The sequence below is a fragment of the Rubidibacter lacunae KORDI 51-2 genome (assembly GCF_000473895.1).
Classification (GTDB): Bacteria; Cyanobacteriota; Cyanobacteriia; order Cyanobacteriales; family Rubidibacteraceae; genus Rubidibacter; species Rubidibacter lacunae.
In genome coordinates, this window is the sequence record NZ_ASSJ01000070.1 from 12,721 (window position 1) to 33,020 (window position 20,300).

18 protein-coding genes are annotated in these 20,300 nt (G+C 54.5%); 13 read left to right on the forward strand and 5 right to left on the reverse strand.

Annotation, left to right across the window (positions count from 1 at the left end):
- Positions 1-9 precede the first annotated feature (9 nt).
- Complete coding sequence (locus tag KR51_RS11855) at positions 10-528, forward strand: gamma carbonic anhydrase family protein (protein WP_022608057.1); 519 nt, start codon at positions 10-12, stop codon at positions 526-528.
- 119 nt (positions 529-647) lie between these two features.
- Here KR51_RS11855 and KR51_RS11860 read toward each other — a convergent pair whose 3' ends face one another.
- From KR51_RS11860 to pruA, 5 genes are all read right to left on the reverse strand, one after another.
- Positions 648-1,358, reverse strand: coding sequence for a response regulator (locus KR51_RS11860; protein ID WP_022608059.1), 711 nt, complete (start codon positions 1,356-1,358; stop codon positions 648-650).
- Positions 1,359-1,967: 609 nt separating this feature from the next.
- Complete coding sequence (locus KR51_RS11865) at positions 1,968-2,996, reverse strand: permease (protein ID WP_022608061.1); 1,029 nt, start codon at positions 2,994-2,996, stop codon at positions 1,968-1,970.
- Positions 2,997-3,297: 301 nt separating this feature from the next.
- Positions 3,298-3,894 carry a dephospho-CoA kinase gene (coaE, locus tag KR51_RS11870; protein ID WP_022608063.1) on the reverse strand — a complete coding sequence of 199 codons (597 nt, stop codon included), beginning with the start codon at positions 3,892-3,894 and terminating at the stop codon, positions 3,298-3,300.
- A gap of 5 nt (positions 3,895-3,899) precedes the next feature.
- Complete coding sequence (locus KR51_RS11875) at positions 3,900-4,169, reverse strand: hypothetical protein (protein ID WP_156915101.1); 270 nt, start codon at positions 4,167-4,169, stop codon at positions 3,900-3,902.
- A gap of 140 nt (positions 4,170-4,309) precedes the next feature.
- Complete coding sequence (gene pruA, locus KR51_RS11880; protein ID WP_022608065.1) at positions 4,310-7,300, reverse strand: L-glutamate gamma-semialdehyde dehydrogenase; 2,991 nt, start codon at positions 7,298-7,300, stop codon at positions 4,310-4,312.
- Between the two features lie 451 nt (positions 7,301-7,751).
- Here pruA and KR51_RS11885 point away from each other — a divergent pair, with 451 nt between their 5' ends.
- The 12 genes from KR51_RS11885 to KR51_RS21325 all read left to right on the forward strand — a co-directional run bounded on the left by KR51_RS11885 (position 7,752) and on the right by KR51_RS21325 (position 20,283).
- Positions 7,752-8,858: a glycosyl transferase gene (locus KR51_RS11885; RefSeq protein WP_022608067.1), complete on the forward strand. Its 1,107-nt coding sequence runs from the start codon at positions 7,752-7,754 to the stop codon at positions 8,856-8,858.
- Positions 8,859-9,061: 203 nt separating this feature from the next.
- Entirely contained in the window at positions 9,062-9,478 is a 417-nt protein-coding gene (locus KR51_RS11890) for a secondary thiamine-phosphate synthase enzyme YjbQ (protein WP_022608069.1), read from the forward strand.
- 161 nt (positions 9,479-9,639) lie between these two features.
- Positions 9,640-11,046 carry a 3-isopropylmalate dehydratase large subunit gene (gene leuC / locus KR51_RS11895; RefSeq protein ID WP_022608071.1) on the forward strand — a complete coding sequence of 469 codons (1,407 nt, stop codon included), beginning with the start codon at positions 9,640-9,642 and terminating at the stop codon, positions 11,044-11,046.
- A gap of 90 nt (positions 11,047-11,136) precedes the next feature.
- Complete coding sequence (leuD, locus tag KR51_RS11900) at positions 11,137-11,760, forward strand: 3-isopropylmalate dehydratase small subunit (RefSeq protein ID WP_022608076.1); 624 nt, start codon at positions 11,137-11,139, stop codon at positions 11,758-11,760.
- 238 nt (positions 11,761-11,998) lie between these two features.
- The gene (locus KR51_RS11905) at positions 11,999-12,202 is read left to right on the forward strand and encodes a hypothetical protein (RefSeq protein WP_022608078.1); all 204 of its coding nucleotides are present in this window, start codon (positions 11,999-12,001) and stop codon (positions 12,200-12,202) included.
- A gap of 49 nt (positions 12,203-12,251) precedes the next feature.
- A complete protein-coding gene (locus KR51_RS20740; RefSeq protein ID WP_232214605.1) occupies positions 12,252-12,410 on the forward strand; it encodes a hypothetical protein in 159 nt (52 codons plus the stop codon).
- Complete coding sequence (locus tag KR51_RS11910; RefSeq protein ID WP_022608079.1) at positions 12,346-13,695, forward strand: hypothetical protein; 1,350 nt, start codon at positions 12,346-12,348, stop codon at positions 13,693-13,695. Before KR51_RS20740 ends, KR51_RS11910 begins: the two co-directional genes overlap by 65 nt.
- A 62-nt stretch (positions 13,696-13,757) precedes the next feature.
- A complete protein-coding gene (locus KR51_RS11915; RefSeq protein WP_022608080.1) occupies positions 13,758-14,582 on the forward strand; it encodes a prepilin peptidase in 825 nt (274 codons plus the stop codon).
- Positions 14,583-14,694: 112 nt separating this feature from the next.
- On the forward strand, positions 14,695-15,087 hold the full coding sequence (locus KR51_RS11920; RefSeq protein ID WP_198016778.1) for a hypothetical protein: 393 nt from the start codon (positions 14,695-14,697) through the stop codon (positions 15,085-15,087).
- A gap of 2,552 nt (positions 15,088-17,639) precedes the next feature.
- On the forward strand, positions 17,640-19,499 hold the full coding sequence (locus KR51_RS11925; RefSeq protein ID WP_022608083.1) for an albusnodin/ikarugamycin family macrolactam cyclase: 1,860 nt from the start codon (positions 17,640-17,642) through the stop codon (positions 19,497-19,499).
- Between the two features lie 25 nt (positions 19,500-19,524).
- Entirely contained in the window at positions 19,525-19,788 is a 264-nt protein-coding gene (locus KR51_RS18385) for a PqqD family protein (RefSeq protein WP_022608084.1), read from the forward strand.
- 87 nt (positions 19,789-19,875) lie between these two features.
- Positions 19,876-20,283, forward strand: a complete 408-nt coding sequence (locus KR51_RS21325; RefSeq protein WP_408638120.1) for a lasso peptide biosynthesis B2 protein — start codon at positions 19,876-19,878, stop codon at positions 20,281-20,283.
- Positions 20,284-20,300 lie beyond the last annotated feature (17 nt).

Here is a 20,300-nt window from a genome sequence, read left to right on the forward strand (position 1 = left end):
CGAGTAGCCATGGTAGTTTGGCCCGAGCCCGATGTTTCCCTAGCCGCATTTGTCGCACCGACTGCGACCGTGATGGGTGACATAGCGATCGCTGCTGGAGCGAGCATTTGGTATGGGGCGGTGTTGCGCGGCGACGTGGAACGGATCGAGATCGGAGCACAAGCGAACGTTCAGGACGGAGCGATATTGCACGGAGACCCGGGTCAACCAACCGTTCTGGAAGCGTTTGTGACGGTCGGACATCGTGCAGTAGTCCATGGCGCGCACGTTGAGTACGGGTGCTTGATCGGCATCGGTGCGGTCCTACTCAATGGCGTGCGCGTCGGGGCCGGCAGCATCATCGGTGCGGGATGTGTAGTTGCCAAAGACGTCCCCCCGAGATCGCTCGTCATGGGCGTCCCTGGCAAGGTCCGCCGCGACATCTCGGACAACGAGGCTGCGGATCTAATCGAGCACGCCCGACGCTACGAACGGCTCGCGCTCGTCCATGCCGGCAAAGGGACCGATCTTGGTTTTCACAAAGCGTAAGCATCCAGTGCAGGGGTAAGACATGCGGATGCCAGACACCAGTGCTCGCGGCGATCGAGCTCCCGCTGGTGCTGATCGAGCTGAGATTGCCAGGAGGGCAGTCTACGAGTTAGCAGGATCTAAGCCACGAGCCCTGCTCGCAGTGCCCGAACGGCTGCTTGCGTGCGATCGTCGGCGCAGAGCTTATTCAGGATGTTGCGAACGTGGGTTTTCACCGTGCCGACGGTAATGTAAAGGCGTTCGGCAATTAGAGCGTTGCTTGCTCCCTCAACAATTAGCTGTAGCACTTCTAACTCTCGCTCGGTCAGGGGATAGGCTTCGACCATCTGCTCGTATTCGGGGTCGGCAGCTTCAATTTCAACCGTCCGCTTCGGCGATGTTTCGGCACCGCGGGTCCTGGCTAAGACAACGCGCGCGATCGCCGGGTCGATCCAGGAACTCCCATCGCGAGTCACTTTGAGTGCTTCGAGCAGCAGGTCGAAACTAATATCTTTCATGCAGTAGGAGTCGGCACCGGCTGCGAAGGCAGCTAGCACGGCCTCTTCGCTGTCCTGCAAGGTGAGAATCAGCACCTTGACATCTCGTAACGTACTATCCTCCTCCCTTTGCTCGCTCTTGAGGGCGCGCGTGAGCTCGATACCGTCCATATCCGGCAGACCGATATCGATAATTGCCACATCCGGGCACTGCTGTCGGATCAATTCCAGTCCTTGAGCTGCATTTGCCGCCTCGCCTTTGTAGACAATCTCCTCGCGCTGAGCGAGGGCGGTGCGAATCCCAACACGGGTCAGATCGTGGTCCTCAATAAGGACGACATTGATTTTACTCATCTCGAAAACAAGCCTCCGTTCGATAAAAACCTTACGCCCCCACTCGTGTTGGCGCAACGCCCGCAAGTGGGTGATTGGGGACTTCAAGCACTTCAGGAGCTGCGAACGGATTGCTACCGCGAATCATAGGGAACCGCGATCGCCTACCGATCGCTGGCGCGATTGCAAATGAAAATAGCCTTCACGGCTGCAATCGACAAGATCGCCCATAGATGGTAATTCCCATTACGAATGCTACACCGATCGTTTTTTCCAAAGCCGGGAATCCCTAGCCGCGCAACGATCCGTAGCAAGCGGCTGCAAAGGTGTAAACATATGTTGCGAACACTGGCTAACTTTGTTAAGATTCTTATCAAGGTCAAGAACCTAGTTTCCGTACTTATTTAAGGGACTTGCGGTCTCAGTGCGGTTTAGGTTTTCTCCTCCCAACGCAGCAAGCCGATCGAGCCAGCCTTTCGAGGCTGGCTTTTTTTTGCCGGTTCGCGAGAACCCAGCCCGACGACCTTTCGGCATGAGGGGCTGACGCGATCGCGCGGATAATCTCCACCCCGGAAACGTGATGGGGCACGACGGTCCCCGACAACTGGAGCGAGCTCGAGTACATACCGTTCAAGCCAAGAACGTGTAGGCAAGCGTCAGGAGAAACGTCAATTGGGCGGCGATTGCAAAAATATACGCGACGACGCGCGGTCGAAACACTGACAGCAACAGCCCAGCTGCTTTGATATCCACGATCGGACCGAAAACCAGGAAGGCCAGCAAGGAACCGGTCGTGAACGTGGCGGCAAACGAAAGCGCAAAGAACGCATCCACTGTCGAGCAGATCGACACCAACGCCGCCAGTAGCATCATGGCCACAATCGACAAAACTGGACCCTCACCGAGACCGACAACGAGTTCGCGCGGGGCCAGCACCTGGATAGCTGCCGCGATCGCGCTGCCTAAGATCAGCATCGCACCCAGCTCGCGCAGCTCCACGACGACATTGTTAGCGAAGAGCTCCAGGCGACGCTTTACCGCGTTGCGCCCGTCCGTTGCCGTTGCGGTCAACGGTAGGGTTTCTAGGCGTGTGGACCGTCCCGACTGACCGAGGACGTAAGTTCCTGATTGCAACCCGACCGTTGCGGCTGCGCTCCCCGACGGAATGTTCGCGCGTTCGCGTCCGTAGGTTTCCATTAACGCCATGCGGCGGACGAGTTTCGGTTGCAGGAGTCCGCGAGCATCCCGCTGCACGCCGAACAAACAGGCAATCGTAACGGCAATAATGAGCGAGAGCACTACTCGCAGGACAACAATTTCCGGCTGGTCGCGGAACGCCACCCATGTCGACCAAATTGCGATGGGATTGACCGTGGGTGCTGCCAGCAAAAACGCGATCGCCACAGATGCTGGCGCGCGCTGCATGAGCAACCGGCGGGCAACGGGAATGTTACCGCACTCGCAAACCGGGAATAGCAAGCCCGTGAGGCTCCCCACCATCGCTCCCAACAGCGGGTGACGCGGCAGCCGTGCGAGCAACTGCCGCTCGTCGATCCACAGCAGCATCAGGCTAGAGAGAATCACGCCTGCGAGCAAAAATGGCATCGCCTCGACGACGAGACTCATGAAGAGCGTAAACCCCTCGTGCAATCGCTCCATTCTGCCTCAGTAAATCCGTTCAGTATCCATTGGGAGTGCGTCGAACTCGCTGGTCGGAGACGTGCCCTCGAACCGACAAGTCTCCAAGCGCAACTCCGATCTTGCGATGTCGATCCGGTCAGGACTCCGTGTTTGCTTGCGGCCCTGGGGAAGCCGGATCGGAGGTTCATCGTCCTGCGGCCTCCGTCTATTGTTCCACAGGCGGTCCGACCGGCACTCACTTGCACTACATCGACTTGAAGAAGGAACTACTCGCTTGCAACCGTTGGCAGTTGAATGAAGTACGGTGCCAACTTGTTCTTCAGGTATGGAGCAGTGCGGCATCGATCTGCGCGTAGAGAGAGTCTCGTGCCGAAGAATTATCCAGAACTACATCAGCAGCAGCGATCTTTGCAGAGAGAGGCATCTGGGTGTCAATGCGCGCGCGGGCAAGGTCGGACTCCAGCTCATCGCGGGCTTGCAGGCGCGCGAGCTGTTGCGCTTCGCTACAGCTCACCACCCAAATTTCTGTTGCGAGGTCGGTCATGTCTGCTTCGAACAGCAACGGTACGACAATCGCTGCCGTCGGGATGGTCAGTTGGTCTAGCGCTTGGCGCAGGCGATCGCGCACGTATGGATGGATTTGTGCTTCGAGCCACTGGCGCTCGGCGCGATCGCTGAAAATGATGTCGCCGAGGGCCCGGCGGTGCAAGCTCCCGTCCCTCAGGACGATCTGTCTGCCGTAGCGATCGCGAATGCGCTGCAGGATCTCCGTCTGCGGCGCCACAGCTTCGCGGGCGAATAGGTCGGCATCGAAAACCGGCAGCCCGTGGCGTTCGGCAAGGTAGTCGGCAACAGTACTTTTGCCGGTGGCAATGCCACCAGTAACCGCGATCGCGCGAAGGGGCTCAGAGCACATGCACCTCAATCCTCCGGGAAGCGCTCGACCGGGAGCTCCAGCGCTAGGACTGCCGGAGACACTAGGCGATCGAGCTTCCGCAACTCGGACGCTTTGTTGTATGCCCCAGCGTCCAACCCCAGCCCCACAACTACTTGCAGATCGACGATCCAAAACTCCGGGATTCCGAGATCGCGAGATCGCTCTCGCTCGGCAAGGTAGTCGCGATCGTGCCGCATCTCGGCAGGACTCACGACTTCAACGTCAACTATTGGTGGAACCATCGACACTGGCAAGGTGTTGCGCTTAAACAACTGTTGGAAGTGCTCCGCAAGTTAACCATCATGTCGCGACAGCAGTTCTGGGTTCGCTTTTTACTTCCAGTTCCCGTTCGTGGAGGCAGGCGCGAGATCGTCTCCACGATTCGGTTTGCCGTTCAATCCGCGCCTTCAATCGGAGCGAAGCCTTGGCGCTGGATGTTTTCTGTCACGACCCGCGGTTCGAGAAACTGCAAGAGGTAATCCGGTCCGCCGGCTTTGGAACCCATGCCGGACATTTTGAAACCCCCGAAAGGCTGACGCGACACGATCGCACCGGTGATACCGCGGTTGATGTAGCAGTTACCCACCTCGAGCTCCTCAGCTGCGCGTTTGAGATGGTCGGGCGTGCGTGAGTAGATGCCACCCGCGAGCGCATAGTCCGTCCCGTTGGCGATCGCTAGCGCGTCGTCGAAGTCGGCGGCGCGCAGCACGGCCAGCACCGGCCCGAAGATTTCCTCCTGGGCGATCGTGGCATCGGGCGCAACGTCGGTGAAAATCGTCGGTCCGACGTAGTAGCCACCGGCGGGAGCGGTCATTTCCAGTGCGAGGGTGGCTGCTTGCTTGCCCTTAGCAATATAGTCGCGAATGCGATCGCGCGCGGCCGCATCGATAACGGGACCGACCGCGGTTCCAGGTAAGTCGGCGCGTCCGACGGCCAGCGATCGCGTCGCTTCTACCAACCGCTCGCAGAAGGTGTCGTACACCGGAGCCATGACGATCGCGCGCGAACAGGCCGAGCACTTCTGACCGCTGTAGCCGAAGGCCGAAGTTACAACACCGGCAACGGCTTGGTCGAGATCGGCACCTTCATCGACGATCAGGGCATTCTTGCCGCCCATCTCGGCAATCACGCGCTTGAGATGGCGTTGTCCGGGCTGCACGCGGGCGGCTTTGGCGTAAATCTCGCAGCCCACTTCCCGCGAGCCGGTAAAGGCAATCAGGTGAACGTCCGGATGTTGCACCAAGCGATCGCCAGCAGTGGCACCGCGACCGGGCACGAACTGGAAGACGCCCGGCGGCACGCCGGCTTCGACCAATATCTCGGCGATCTTGGCAGCGATGACGGCAGTCGGTGCGGCTGGCTTGAGTAACGTACAGTTCCCGGCTACCAGCGCCGCAACGGTCATGCCCGTGGCAATCGCGATCGGGAAGTTCCAGGGCGAGATGACCGCGGCAACGCCGCACGGCTGGTAGTGCAAGCGGTTGGTTTCCCCGGCGATGTCGAACTGGTGCCCGGCGTTGAGGCGCTCCATTTCATCAGCGTAGTAACGGCAGAAGTCGATCGCCTCGGACACTTCAGCGTCCGCTTGGGGCAGGATTTTCCCAGCTTCCAAACACACCCAAGCAGTCAGTTCGGCACGGCGGACTTCCATCAGGTCGCCGGCCTTGCGGATAATCGCGGCGCGCTCGCGGGCGGGCGTTCGCCGCCACTGTGGGAAGGCAGCTTTGGCTGCTGCAACAGCGCGATCGGCTTGCGCAACGGAAATTTGTCCGACGATGCCGATGACCGCACTGGTGTCGGACGGGTCGAGCGAGTTTTTGGTCGTCTCGGTGGTGACGTATTCGCCAGCAATCAGTGGCTGATAGGTCTTGCCCAACTGCGCGCGGACCTTCTCCAGCGCTCGAACTGAGCGATCGCGCAGTTCGCTACGGGAGTAATCGGTGTCGATCGCGTTCGCAAAGGTGCCGGGATTGGGCTTGGGTTGTTGCTCGACGGGCTTGGGCTGCGGCGGGGCGAGCAGTTCCTCCACGGGACGGTCTTCGAGACTTTGACGCAGAAACGAACTATTGGCCGTGTTTTCCAACAAACGGCGGATCAAATACGCCATGCCCGGCAGTAGCTTGCCGTAAGGTGCGTAAACCCGGACGCGGTGGCCGCGCTTGACTAAGGCTTTGGCAAGTGCGTCGCCCATGCCATAAAGCACCTGCAGCTCGAAACGGCGGCGCGGAATCTGCAACTCCTCGGCGATCGCGATCGCGCGGGCTTGGGAGCGCACGTTGTGACTGCCGATTGCGGCGTAAAGATGCTCGTGATTTTCCAGCAGCAGCTGTGTCAGGTGTTCGTAGTTGCGATCGGTTTCAGCTTTGTCGTTGAAAACCGGTTGGGGCCAATGATGTTGCGTTGCCTTGATGGTTTCTTGGTCCCAGTAAGCGCCTTTGACAAGGCGCACCGTGACGGGGGCGCCGCGCTCTTGCGCCCAGGCAATCAGCCCTTGTAAATCTACTTCCGAGTCGCGCAGGTAGCCTTGCAGCGTGACGCCGATGTCAGTACGGGTGCGGAATTCGTCTTCCAGCAAGAGTTCCTTTAGGATCGCGAGCGTCAGGTCTTTGTAGGCGTACTGCTCCATATCGAAGTGGATCGCGGCACCCAACTCGGCTGCGCGGCGCAGCAACGTACGAGTACGATCGCAAACTTTCGCTTTACTTCCCACCGGATCGAGCGGGTCGAACTGCGAGTAGAACGCCGTCAGCTTCACCGAGACTTGGACTTTGGGCAGCGCTTCGTTATCTGCGCAATCGATTTCGGGAACAGCCGACCACGCTCGCGAAGCCGCGGTGAGCTGTTCCAGCAAGTCGAGATAGCGTTGCAAATAGGCTTGCGCCTCGCTTTCGGCGATCACGGCTTCGCCGAGCAAGTCGATGGTGAACGCCATCTTGTCTGTGCGGAGGCGCTCGACGGTTTTAATGACCTGCTTGACGTTCTCGCCAGCAATGTATTTGGACGCAAGCGTTTCAACAGCCTTCTTAAAGGTAGCTGCAGCGGTTTGACCGGGCAGCGAATCGGGCTCAGTGAAGTTGAAGAAAAGGTTTTTAAGCGCGCCGGGCAACTCGACATCCTCGCGACCGAGGTATTGTTGCAGGTGCCGGGCAACCTCGCGGTTACTCTGGAGGGCGGGCAGGCAGTCAATCAGGTGGAACAACTGCACGCGCAGGCCAGGGTTGCCCATCGTCCAAGCAAGGAGCTTGTCGTCGAGGCGAACTCGGTCGCGAACGCGATCGAAGAAGGACCGGTTCTCGAACCTATGGGCCAATAGCTGGCGGGCGATCGCTTGAGTTCGATCCTCGTAATTCTTGCAACCCGTTGCCTGCGACAGTTCCAATACCACGGTGGTGTCTTCCTTCCCAATTGGTAACTTTGCGGCTCTAAATCTAATGTAAAGAATCCCTGCGGGCGATCGCGTCGGCTCGGTTGTCTCCGAAGGGAAGCTTCCCTGGCACGGGCATTAGTGCGACGACAGATTAGGATTGCCCATTGATAATTACTGGCAAGCAGCGCCGCAATCGAGCGACCGATCGATCGGCCAATCAACGCCGCCTGTATTCCGAACAATCCAGACAAAAGCCAGAAAAATTTCTGCTTGAGTAAGGTCGAGGAGGTGAGGCGATCGATCGAATTTCCCCTCCAAACATCTCCACAAACGTTCTCCAACCTTGCAGAATAGTGCCGCGCCGCCCGAGCGCAGTTGGGCGGGGTCAATACGCGCCCGCCGACATCGCGAACGTAACCGCCGTATCTTTCCCTGCTAGCATCGGCTCGACGCGCTCCTCTACCGCCCCATGTCCCGTCCTGTCGTATATTTTGCCGTCACCGGTCACGGTTTCGGTCACGCCGTACGCGCGGCCTCCGTTGCTGCCGCCCTCCAACATCTCAACCCAGACGTACTCCCCGTCCTCGTCACTCCAGCTCCGCATTGGTTGCTTGCCTCTTACTTGGGCGATGATTTTCTGCATCGCCCGCGAACCTTCGATGTTGGTGTGGTCCAATCCGACAGCTTACAGATGGATTTACCAGCTACGGCGGCAAGCTGGCAGGCAATCCGCGATCGCGCCGCGCAAATTATCAAGAGCGAAGCCGATTTCATCCGCACCAATCGCGCGCGCCTCGTCGTTGCTGACATCCCACCCCTAGCCGGGGAGATCGCCCGCGCGGCCGGCGTTCCTTGCTGGGCTATCGGCAACTTCGGCTGGGACTTCATCTATCGCGACTGGGGCGAGGACTTCACCGAACTCGTCGACTGGATTGCCGAACAGTACGCCCGGTGCGAGTTATTGTGGCGCTTGCCCCTCCACGAAGCGATGGGGGCTTTCCCCACCATCCGCGACGTCGGTTTGACGGGGGGCATTCCGCGCCTCAGTGTCGACGAGGCACGGGCATTCGGGCTGAGCACAGAGCGAGACCGTACCGCGCTACTAACCTTCGGCGGGTTGGGTCTGGCGCAGACTCCTTATCACAATCTCGAGCGCTTCCCCGATTGGAAGTTCATCACCTTCGACGCTAATGCCCCGGAGCTGCCAAACCTCATCCGGGTTCGCGATCGCCGCTATCGGCCGGTAGACTTTATGCCCTTTTGCGAACGCGTCGTTTCCAAACCGGGGTTCAGTACCTTCTCCGAAGCGATGCGCCTCAGTATCCCGATTGTTTCGCTGACACGCGAGGGGTTTGCCGAGTCGCCCGTCTTGCTGGCCGGCTTGCAGGACTACTCCGCCCACCAAATCGTTGAGGCCGACGAGTTCTTCCACGGCAACTGGAGCTTCCTGCACCGATCGCCGACGCCCGCCCGCCAGCCTGGAGCCATCTCCACCGATGGCTCCGAAACGATCGCTCGAGCCATCTGCGAGTACCTGAGCACCACGCGAGCGTCACCCAGCATCCACCCGCGATGAAGCGCACGGGTCGCAATGCCGGGAAATTGCCAGCCGAGCCGAAACTATAATGCCAGTGGATCGCGGCAGGATCGCATCGATAAACAGCATGCGGTTTGGGAATTCCGAACCTGACGATCGCTGCCAGCATAAGGCTCACAGCATCGCCATACAGGAAACGTAGCCGAGCGATCGCCCCATCTCCGCACAGCTCAGCGCAACCGATGCCCCACCATCAGGCAGTTTTACACGTTCGCACCAGCGGGAAATGCCTGCACAAGCTCACAGCCGACATCGCGCGCGTCGTTGCCGACTCGGCGATCCTCACGGGGCTGTGTACGGTGTTCGTCCGCCATACGTCCGCAAGTCTGTTAATCCAGGAAAATGCCGATCAGGACGTCCTGGTCGACCTGTCGAATTTCTTTGCCAAGCTCGTCCCGGAGGACGATCGCTACATCCACAACAGCGAAGGACCGGATGACATGCCCGCCCACATCCGCTCGTCCCTGACACGAACCTCAGAGCAGATTCCGATCGCCAATGGGCGGTTGCTGCTAGGAACCTGGCAAGGGGTTTATCTGTGGGAACACCGCCAGCGCAGTCATACCCGTGAAGTGGTGGTTCACGTCAGCGGCACCTAGTTCGCGTTCGGGGAGTAAACTGCTGCCAAGACAGCGCCGAATGGATTGCTGTGGACTGAGGCGATCGCGTGCCGAGCCCTGAAGGTGTGGCGCGATCGCTCGAGCTAATATGGAATGCTGTAGCCGCGACAACAACACCGCCGCGAGTCGGCAACCGTCCCATGAACGCGCCGCAAACGTTATTCGACAAGATTTGGCAAAACCACGTCGTCCACCAGCGCGACGACGGCACTTGCATTCTCTACATCGACCGCCAGCTCGTTCATGAAGTGACCAGCCCGCAAGCCTTCGAGGGATTGCGTCTTGCCGGTCGCCAGCCGCGCCAGCCTCACGCCGCCCTCGCCGTTGCCGACCACAACGTGCCAACGAGCGATCGCGCAGCGGGAATTGCCGACCCAGAAAGTCGCTTGCAGATCGAGACTCTAGAGCGCAACGCCGTCGAATTCGGCATTCAGTTTTTCTCCATGAGCGATCGCCGTCAGGGCATCGTTCATATCATCGGCCCCGAGCAGGGGTTGACGCAGCCGGGGATGACGATCGTCTGCGGCGACAGTCACACCTCCACCCACGGCGCTTTTGGCGCGCTGGCTTTCGGCATCGGCACCTCAGAAGTCGAGCACGTCTTGGCGACGCAGACCTTGCAGGCGCGCAAGCCCAAGAACATGCGCATCACCGTCAACGGCACGCGCGGCATTGGCGTGACGGCTAAGGACTTGATTCTGGCAATCATCGGTCGCATCGGGACGGCGGGCGGCACCGGTCACGTCATCGAATACGCGGGCGATGCGGTGCAATCGCTTAGCGTGGAAGGTCGCATGACCGTCTGCAACATGTCGATCGAAGCCGGCGCGCGGGCGGGATTGATCGCTCCCGACGAGACGACGTTTGCCTACCTGCGCGGTCGTCCGTTTGCGCCGGGCGCAGACTATTGGGAGCAAGCAGTGGCATTTTGGCAGTCGCTCCCCTCCGACCCCGGCGCGACGTACGACAAAGAAATCGCGATCCACGCTAGCACGATCGCCCCACAAGTCACGTGGGGAACCAGCCCGCAAGACGTACTGCCGATTACCGGCACCGTTCCCGACCCAAGCAATTTCGACGCACCCGCCCGCCAGCAATCCGTCCGCCGCGCGCTCGATTACATGGGCTTGCAGCCGGGAACGCCGCTGGCAGCAGTGAATATCGATGCGGTGTTTATCGGCTCTTGCACCAATGGGCGAATCGAAGACTTGCGCGAAGTCGCCAAGGTGGCGGAAGGACGCCAAGTGGCAAGCGGGTTGCGGGCCGCGATCGTGCCGGGGTCGGGCTTGGTGAAGTACCAAGCCGAGCAGGAAGGGTTGGACGTTATCTTCAAACAAGCGGGCTTTGACTGGCGCGAACCGGGTTGCTCGATGTGTTTGGCAATGAACGCCGATCGCCTCGCTCCCCAAGAGCGCTGTGCGTCGACTTCAAATCGCAATTTTGAAGGACGCCAAGGACGCGGCGGGCGCACGCACCTAGTCAGCCCAGCAATGGCCGCAGCAGCGGCGGTAACCGGCAAGCTGACAGACGTGCGCGAGTTGCTCTAGCGGGAGCGCAAATGCTCTGAATCCGGATCTTACCGGCGATCGCCTAACGCCCCCCGATCGAACTTCTCAGAACGTTACAGACTCTCGAAGATGGACAAATTCACCACCCTGACTGGGGTTGCGGCGCCGTTGCCGATGCTGAATGTGGATACGGACATGATTATCCCCAAGCAGCATCTCAAGACCATCAAACGGACGGGCTTGGGCGCAGTGCTGTTCGAAGAGCTGCGCTTCACCCTCGACGGCACGGAAATTCCCGATTTCGTGCTCAACCGCTCGCCCTACCGCGACGCCCATATCCTCGTTACGGGTGACAACTTCGGGTGTGGTTCGTCCCGCGAGCACGCCCCGTGGGCGCTGTTGGATTTCGGCATCCGCTGTATCGTCGCCCCGAGCTTTGCCGATATTTTCTTCAATAACTGCTTTAAAAATGGCATCCTGCCAATCGCGCTGCCAGCCGCACAGGTCGAGGTGCTGACAGCCGACGCGCAGAATCCCGATACGGCGACGCTGACGGTAGACTTGCCCGCCCAAACCATGCGCCGCGCCAATGGCGAGACGCTGGCGTTTGAGGTGGATGCATTTCGCAAAAACTGCTTGTTGAACGGTCTGGACGATATCAGCCTGACGTTACAGCACGAAGCAGCGATCGCTGCCTTCGAGCAACGCCAGCGCCAGCAAAAACCCTGGTTGTGGACAAGTGCGATCGCCTAACTGCAATTCGTTACTCGGCGATCGCGCAGCCTCTCTTCGGCGCGCGCCATCAAACGGCCCTAAGCTGCTGCCGAACTCAACACCGACGGCTGCCAGTTTGCGTTCGATGCATGACATCGATGGGAGACATTACCGATCGCTGGGCACTTTATCGTACATTTGTAGCGCAAGCGTCATGAGGGCGAGAGGTTCCGCGCTATGGTTGAAGTTGGATTCTGACAGACTGGAGTTTCTGACGATGCCTTCGACCAGCTTCACCGAGTCGCAGCCAACAGCGCGGGAACGTGTGGTGTGGGAGAGCCTCAAACAGGCAATCTCCTCCAGTTCTGGCTTTACGTGTTGGCAAGCCGAGCAGGGCTTGAGTGCTCCGGCAACGTGTGCCGACCTCGACGAACGAGTCCGTGCCTATCTCCGCGAGACCCTGGCAACTCTGGCCTATTAGCAATAACCGGTCTTCTAGGTTTAAGCCCTCTGTTCAGACCTGCTGAGTAGTGCAGGCTAGCTGGCGCAACAGCGTCGCCAAACCCGACGGAGCGAACGAGCGCGATCGCGCCACAGACGTTTCGGAAGCATTCATTCACTTAAATGGCTCCCAATCCAGCGGTCGTGAAGGCGATCGCGCAATTGAATTACCGCGCTACGGTTGGTGATCTTGCCTCCGAGGCCGGCTTAGAGCTGAACGAGGCACGGCAGGGCTTGCTCGCTGTCGCAGCCGACGCAGGCGGGCACCTCCAAGTTGCTGAATCCGGCGACATTGCCTACGAGTTTCCCCAAAACTTCCGCACCCTCCTGCGCAACAAATATTGGCGCTTGCGCCTGCAGGATTCCTGGCAGCGAGTTTGGGGCATATTGTTTTATCTGGTCCGCATTTCCTTCGGGATCCTCCTGATTGCCACAATCGTTTTGATGGTTGTGGCGATCGCCGTCATTGCGATCGCCGCTTCTTCCCAGCGATCGCGCGATGGCAACCGCTCGAGTTCAAATGAAAGCAGTGGTGTCGGCATCCCGATATTCTTCATGCCGCGCTTCATTTGGTTCGGTCCCGATCCGTTCTGGTTTTTCTATTACGACTACGGTGCAGCGCGCCGCCGCCGGGATTTAAGCGCCGCTCAAGCAGAGAGCTCCCCTTCTGCCGATTACACCAGCGACTTAAACTTCCTTGAAGCAATCTTTTCGTTCCTGTTCGGCGACGGCAATCCCAACCCCGATCGCGAGGAGCGACGCTGGCAAGCGATCGGTAGCGCGATCCGCCAGCAAGGCGGCGCGATCGCAGCCGAGCATGTCGCGCCTTACGTCGATGAGGTCGATGAGGATGAGGACTTTCTGCTACCGGTACTGGTGCGTTTCGACGGCCGGCCGGAAGTCTCCGAGCGCGGCGACCTCGTTTACTACTTTCCCGAACTGCAGGTGACGGCGGCGACGCGATCGCAGAGCGGTCCGAGCAACAGCGGCGGTTATTTTGAAGAGCACCGATGGCGCTTCAGCCAAGCAAGTATGGCACAGCTGAGTTGGGCCGGGGGCTTGGGTGGCTTGTATTTGGTGCTGGCCTTCGTCTTAGGTGACTTAATCCAAAGCAATCCCGAACTTGCTGCCGGTATCCGGTTCATTGCTTTTGTGGATTCTCTATTACCGCTGATTCTGATTTACGGGATTGCTTATCTCGCGGTGCCAGCCGTGCGTTACCTCTGGATTCAGTGGCGCAACCAGAAAATTCGGTTAGGTAACCTCAAGCGCGCCGATCGCGCGCTCCAGCTGGCCGAACCGTCACCGGAGTTGCAGGCCAAGCTGGACTTCGCCCGGCAATTTGCCGCCCGGACAGTTGTCGATCGCAACAATTTGGCGTACACGAGCGAGCGGGACTTGCTCGAGCAAGAAAATGAGCATTCCGACGCGATTGACGCCGAATGGCAGCGACGACTGGATGCAGACAGCTAGATTCTGCGTGGAGCGGTCGGATACGCTATCTGAGTGTCTCTAGTGCAGTGAGGTGATGCAGCATGGACACGATCGCAGAGATCGCGTTAATTACAGTGGCGATTATTTTCGGCGCATCGGTCGGTAGCTTTCTAAACGTAGTGGCGTATCGTATACCGGCAGGCTTATCGCTGCTGTATCCTCCCTCGCATTGTCCGGCGTGCAAACACCGCCTGGGGCCCACTGAAAACGTACCGGTGATCGGTTGGTTGCGCCTGCAGGGTCGCTGCCGGCGGTGTCGCACGCGCATATCGCCGCGCTATCCGCTGGTAGAAGCAGCTGGGGCAGCGTTATTTCTGCTTGCTTTTGCGCGGTTCGGTTGGTCGCTGGAGATGGCTAGCTGCGCGATTTTTCTAAGCTGGTTGTTGGCGCTATCTCTCATAGACATCGACACGATGACGTTGCCGAATGCGCTCACGCAGTTTGGCGTTGTCGTCGGGTTGGGGTTCCAAGTCGCGCGGGGTTGGCTGCAAGACGACGGCACGAGCGGTGCCGCGATCGCCCTAACCGGCGGCATCCTCGGCGCGGTTGTGAGTATCTGGGCATTCGAGATCCTGGAGCGTGTAGGCACGGCCGCTCTAGGGCAGGAAGCAATGGGGGGCGGCGATGCGAAGTTGGCAGCCGGGATCGGTGCGTGGCTGGGCTGGAAAATGGCGTTGCTGTCGGGCTTCCTCGCAAGCGCTTTCGGATCGGTCATTGGCGTTAGTGCTATTGCACTCGGGTTGCTGGGGCGACGCGAGCCAATGCCTTTCGGTCCCTTTTTGGCGCTCGGTGCCGCCGTCAGCGTGCTGTGGGGCGAAGAGATTATTGCAACGTACTGGAGCTGGTTCTCCCAAGCACCTAAGTAGAATACAATGCTTTCGTTACAAACGTTGTCGTGTGGCAAACGAGCTTCAAGTTTGATGTCCAATTGTTAAATGAATCCGCACTCCGGACGATTTTTTTGGTTGTCCAAATATCATGTCTGAGGACAGGCAGATTGGGATATCAATGGAAGAGTTCCGCGTAGAATTCAGCACGCTTCAGCAAAAGGTTGATGGATTGTACTTGGCGATCGAACAGCTAGGTGTCAAGTTCGACCGCCACATGTCCAGTCGCGATCGCCAAGCCCGAGAAGATGCCGACAACATCGACCCTGCCGTCCTCGCTGCCATCGAGTCGCATCCCCGCGGTTTGGATTCAGTGGTGGAACACAAAGACGTGCTGCCTGACAGCAACAGCGGTCCTTCGGTCAATGCACATTCCGTTTCTTCAGACATCCAGATTCGCCGCCTCAACACCCAACTGACGGCAGCTTACAACCGCATTGCGGCCCTAGAAGAGCAAATGCTCGCACGTCACATTCACTTCTAGTAACAATTACTGCTCATCGATCGCGTCTTGTTAGTTCCGAAACGTACCTGAGAATGTCGCTGAGCCACGACAGCAGCGCATTCTCTGCTCTCAAAGAAGTTCAACTTATACTTTCTGCGGCCTCTCCACCGTCAGTTCGAGATTACGCGAGATAGCTTTTCCTTACTGAAAACTCCTCGCGATGGGTAGCCATCTACTTCTATAGAGAGAATTCAGAGCCATTGGTTGAGGTAGGTACATCGATGTGCTTACAAATGCGGCACATCGTCCGTCTCCTATCTTGTCCCTGAGATTTTCAGCCGCTGGTCAATTTGCTTCACCGTTAAGCCCCGAACCGAAGGCTTACACCTCCCATTTTGCAGAAACTCAAAGTTAGGTAAGTGCAAACGGAGCTTGCTCAGGTAGCGTCGGTACACTGCATCTGATAATGGCGACTGTACTTGAATAATTCTGGGGTTGCTAGCACCTTCACTGCCAGAGCAGTTGCAGGGCCTGCTGCAGTCTCTAAGGCGTGCTCCAACTTTTACCAGATTCTCAATCAGGTGACACCGGACCAAGACCTCCAGTTGCTCCAGGGCCTGTGGCATTTAGGCAAACAGACTCCAAATCTCGTCGGGACAAACTCCCAGGCAGGTCACGGGCTTCGCCACCGATTGCTTGCTCAGCTAGGTGACCAAGTCACCGTTGTCCTCAAATCATGCACCAATCATGCACCTTAGAGCTGTCCCGGGTGCAGATATGCAATCACATATTTTTTTCAGCGTAGTGGTTGTTCGGGCAGCACCAACAAACGCACAGTCCCCACCCCAGGCTAGCTTGTGTCATTGTCGTGGTCGACTGGGGTGCTGGAAACAATTGACTATGAACAGCGGTGTTGAGTGTTGTCATAGACCGGGATTCATGTCAGTAGTGCTATGTAAACCTAAGCGTGCTGGGAGGCAACCTTGGCACTAACGCGCAGACAGTTGAGATCGAGCATCGGGCTCAGTTGACTGGAGGGATTGAGTTGCAAGTGCTGGGCTGTGGCTCGCTGGTGAGGGTTAAGGTCTCGAGGATGCTTTTCACTTTTTTGGGGTAGCCCGCTTTTTTTGGTAGCTGCCGCGAAAAAACCTACTGGTGTAGGACCGTCTGCTGGTCTTCGGCGCGCACAGTCCGCTCGATCCCTTCGAGGGTCTGGATATGGACCACGAGGGTGTTCTGAGAAAGGATGACAGCGGTTGTGACGCGACATATACTTGCAGTTGGGCGGGATCTGCAAGAGAAATGAGTTACGCCGAGCTTGAGGGCACATCAAACCCAATATTCCTCTCCATTAGTGACAGGAATCACTTGCGTCGAACTTGATTGCATGGTATCAATTAGATGGTTGTGAGAACTCAATAGGTTTATGTAAACTAGGCCAGCTGTTGAAAATATTCTTTCGTCCTGCATGGATACTTTCATAGCGAGTAGATAGCATAAATTCAGAGATCTCATACTGTAAAAGTTTACTAAGCAATTAAGGAGAGATAATGCAGACTTCAATTGATTCGAAGAAACAGTATCAGGAGCCGCGCATCGTTTGCGTAGGTGATGCAGTCAAAATGACTCTTAGTTTTGGTCAGTCTCTCATTAGAGACGCTAGATGGCGTTTTCCAATTGACCCCTCCGCATAGCCTCTTCATAGGCTAATTTTAGCTGCTAGCATCCCCTCAAGACTTCAGCGGGGGGATGTTAGTAGTTAATATTCATTCATTGCTGTGCTTGTAGATTCAGTAATGTGATTCTCAAAATGTTTTAGCTTTCATACACAGCCAAAACCAATTCTACTTTTGAGCGGATGCATCGACGGATATGTTCTTGAAACTCCATAGGAAGATCTTTTTTTGATTTTCAAGCACTTCGACCTCCCTGTGCATTTTGCATTTCTAGCCTTAGTGTTCCTGGGGCATTAAAGTATTGCTAATCGCGACCGCTTCTGAGATGAAACAATAGTTTCATGCAAAATTGCTCCTTCTCAATTGCGCCTACACTACGTTGCTATTTTCAAATTTACCCGTAATTTTCGCTAAATTTGCGAGAGCAATAGCCTAAATAAGTAAACGTAGATTGTTTTGGAATTATCTCATCTGGCACGATGGCATCTGCAGCTGCAATCTGGTTCATTCAAAAGTATTAGGAATCACCGATAAGGACCTCCATGTAAATCCTGCGACAATATAGCTTACGGTTCTCGTGTTGAGAAATTATTCCACGGCAACAAGTTTTAGGTTTATTAACTAGTTAGAACTTGCTAGTAATCGGCAGGAATTCTCGAGAATCTGCAAGATTGCGGCATGAGAGTTGAAATTAAGAAACTGCAATTAACTAACTTAAATAAATTGATAGTCAGTATTGAAGATAAGGTTTTTCCACTTTGAAGGGATTAAGTTGCAAGAAAACTGAAGAACTTCTAGTCTATAGACTTACATATGAAATCAGTTGTACAAGATTCAAAAAATTGAAAATCCAAAAATAACATTCTCTAGTGCACCTAGTATTTAGAATAAGCTTTAAAAATCTTGAGGGGAGATATGAAACGTTGGTTCTGTGGCTCAGTAAAAGGAAATGAAGAAAATAACAATTTAGAATTACTTGAACCTCTTAAAGGCAAAAGTATTTGGACGGGTTTAAGTTCGTTTTGGCTTTGCGGAAGCTGGCAAGAGCAACAATATATTAGTCTTACGGAAGGGTCTGTAAAAGTAGTATTTGTTGGAACCTGTCTATCATCCCGTGAGAACCTTGTCAGGAAGTTAAAAGCTGCTAAACAGTTGAGAAATTATAGCTTATTAATGCAGTTACCGGGTAACTATAATTTGATCGTTCAATCAGGTGAAGATACTTACATTTTCGTTGATGCTATGGGAGTCCGGCTAATATTCTATGCCTCTTGGAATTCTTCGATTATCTATTCCTCTATTTCGCTTTCATTGCAAAAACTAATCAAGGCGGAAGTCGATCTTCAATGGTTAGCCACTTCTCTAGCTGGAATATCTACTTTGAGCTTGTCTAAAATTCGCTCTCCGTTTAAGAATATTAAATTAATTCCTCCAGGTAATTATTTACACATAACTCCCACAAATTCGAAACTAAAAAAATATTGGGTTACCATTTCCGGCTACAAACCATTTGCAGAATCTGCAAATGCACTTCAAGAATGCTTATTGAAGTCAGTAGAGGGAAGAGCAAGTCTCTATGGCAATGCAAGTAGCGATTTAAGCGGTGGGTTTGACTCAACAACCATAGCTATGATTGCTGCTAAGATGCTAAACAAAAAAGGCAAAAAATTCTATACAGTTACTGAGAAGACACATAGTGCCATTCGATCATCAGATATAAGATATGCTGAAGACGCAGCTAATCTTTATCCTAATATAGAAGCATTGATGCTTTGCAAGGAAAATATTCCACTTGAATATGGCTCATTGAATTTAATTCCATTTACAGATTTCCCAAATCCTGCTCTTGCATATTGTATGGGCGGGCTAGATTATGTAATGAAGGCAATCAGGTCAATCAATTCTCAAGTACATATGAGTGGGGAGGGAGGCGATGCAGTGCTAATGAGTGTGGGATATAGTTATCTCATCGATCTTATGAGAAAAGCTAGCTTTTCCCGATTCTTCCTACATCTTGCTGGTTGGTGTCGGGTTCACAGCCTATCATTACTAGGGTTATTATCTCTTGTTGTGAAACGAAGCATTCTTTCTTATCCTAATTGGTTGCAGAAAGTGAAAAGGCTTGAGTTCAGTGACCTGAAATTGAATCAAAGGTCAAAGAGTTTTCGCATGGCATGGGATATACTTCCTACAATTGCGAGTTGGCATTCAGATCAGTTGGGAGAGCAAGTTATTGCTGAGCTCCAAGATTTGACAGAAATTGCAGTCCCTTTTTCAGGATCTATGGGAGAGCATTTAACAATTTCATTGATCCAGCTAAATGCTATTTCAGCTCGTACTATTCAACAGGTAGCCGATTTGTATGATGTAAATTTGGAATATCCTTATTTCGATCGATTAGTAGTTGAGGCGTGTCTATCAGCCAGACCATACGAGCGAACAAGTCCTATTTCATACAAACCCCTTCTGGTCGAAGCTTTCAAAGATATACTTCCTCCCAGTATATATGTAAGAAATACTAAAGGGGAGTATGTCGCCGATGAATTTATTGGATTCAAGGCTAATCTTAATGGTATTAATTCATCCCTCGAAAATTCACAGCTTGTCAGGTTGGGATTAGTGGATGCAAGCAAATTACGAGCAGCGATGCAAAATTTTGTCATGGGTCTAGGCGATGAACTAGCACTTTTTAGTCCAACGCTAGCGACGGAGGCCTGGCTTAGGTGCTTAAATGAATCTCGGCACGAATTCTGGAATTTCAGGAATTCACGGTAATTTGTAATCTAAAGGGATTAAAACAATGAATGATACTCGTATTCCGTCATATGTTTCTACAACATATTTTCAAGATAGTGCTATTATCTTAGATAGTAGGAAGAATACATATTATACTTTAAATGATAGTGCTGCAACATTTTGGAAACTGCTAATAGAATTAAATTCTATAGTGGAAGCTATTGAACAAGTCAAGAATTTATACGATCTTCCAAGTGACACTTTAGTCCAAGACATGAAACTTTTTGCCACAACTTTAGAAGATCTAGGTTTGATTAAAAGAGTTTAATCGATTTCTGAAAATGACAAATTTTTTTTTGGTTTCACTACCTCATTGCAAAAATTCTAATAGGAATATCGGAATATGGATACTGATATGTCGGTAGAATTGATAAATTTATCTCTGAAACCTAGAGAATACTTAAAGGGACTTACAACTATTGTTATTGCTTACTTGGCGGTAAACCTCCTAAGTCTAGAAAGAATTGGTGCACTTCTCAGGAAATTCAAGCGATCATCTTGTCAAGAACTAAACACATGTGAAGCGGAAATTATTTGGGCTGCTATACACAAGTCGAGCTTATATTTTCCAGGGAGAGTTGCTTGCCTAGAACTCTCATTGGCTTTTACCATATATGCTTTGATTTCGAAACGCTCCTCAATTTGGTGTGTTGGTGTAGCAGTCGATCCGATACGTGCCCACGCGTGGGTAGAAGTTGAGCAAAAACCTTTTCATGAAAAGAACGATCTTTATCTGTATTTTAAAAAAATACTAGTCGTTTAAACTTTTGGACATTGAAG

What these genes read in the sequence shown, in the direction of transcription:
- KR51_RS11905 (WP_022608078.1), top strand. Translation starts at nt 11,999, where the DNA reads ATGCCTTCGACCAGCTTCACCGAGTCGCAGCCAACAGCGCGGGAACGT.
- KR51_RS11885 (WP_022608067.1), top strand. Translation starts at nt 7,752, where the DNA reads ATGTCCCGTCCTGTCGTATATTTTGCCGTCACCGGTCACGGTTTCGGT.
- KR51_RS11915 (WP_022608080.1), top strand. Translation starts at nt 13,758, where the DNA reads ATGGACACGATCGCAGAGATCGCGTTAATTACAGTGGCGATTATTTTC.
- KR51_RS11855 (WP_022608057.1), top strand. Translation starts at nt 10, where the DNA reads ATGGTAGTTTGGCCCGAGCCCGATGTTTCCCTAGCCGCATTTGTCGCA.
- KR51_RS18385 (WP_022608084.1), top strand. Translation starts at nt 19,525, where the DNA reads ATGAATGATACTCGTATTCCGTCATATGTTTCTACAACATATTTTCAA.
- leuD (WP_022608076.1), top strand. Translation starts at nt 11,137, where the DNA reads ATGGACAAATTCACCACCCTGACTGGGGTTGCGGCGCCGTTGCCGATG.
- KR51_RS11890 (WP_022608069.1), top strand. Translation starts at nt 9,062, where the DNA reads ATGCCCCACCATCAGGCAGTTTTACACGTTCGCACCAGCGGGAAATGC.
- leuC (WP_022608071.1), top strand. Translation starts at nt 9,640, where the DNA reads ATGAACGCGCCGCAAACGTTATTCGACAAGATTTGGCAAAACCACGTC.
- coaE (WP_022608063.1), bottom strand. Translation starts at nt 3,894, where the DNA reads ATGTGCTCTGAGCCCCTTCGCGCGATCGCGGTTACTGGTGGCATTGCC.
- KR51_RS11865 (WP_022608061.1), bottom strand. Translation starts at nt 2,996, where the DNA reads ATGGAGCGATTGCACGAGGGGTTTACGCTCTTCATGAGTCTCGTCGTC.
- KR51_RS11860 (WP_022608059.1), bottom strand. Translation starts at nt 1,358, where the DNA reads ATGAGTAAAATCAATGTCGTCCTTATTGAGGACCACGATCTGACCCGT.
- KR51_RS21325 (WP_408638120.1), top strand. Translation starts at nt 19,876, where the DNA reads ATGTCGGTAGAATTGATAAATTTATCTCTGAAACCTAGAGAATACTTA.
- KR51_RS11910 (WP_022608079.1), top strand. Translation starts at nt 12,346, where the DNA reads ATGGCTCCCAATCCAGCGGTCGTGAAGGCGATCGCGCAATTGAATTAC.
- KR51_RS11920 (WP_198016778.1), top strand. Translation starts at nt 14,695, where the DNA reads ATGTCTGAGGACAGGCAGATTGGGATATCAATGGAAGAGTTCCGCGTA.
- KR51_RS11925 (WP_022608083.1), top strand. Translation starts at nt 17,640, where the DNA reads ATGAAACGTTGGTTCTGTGGCTCAGTAAAAGGAAATGAAGAAAATAAC.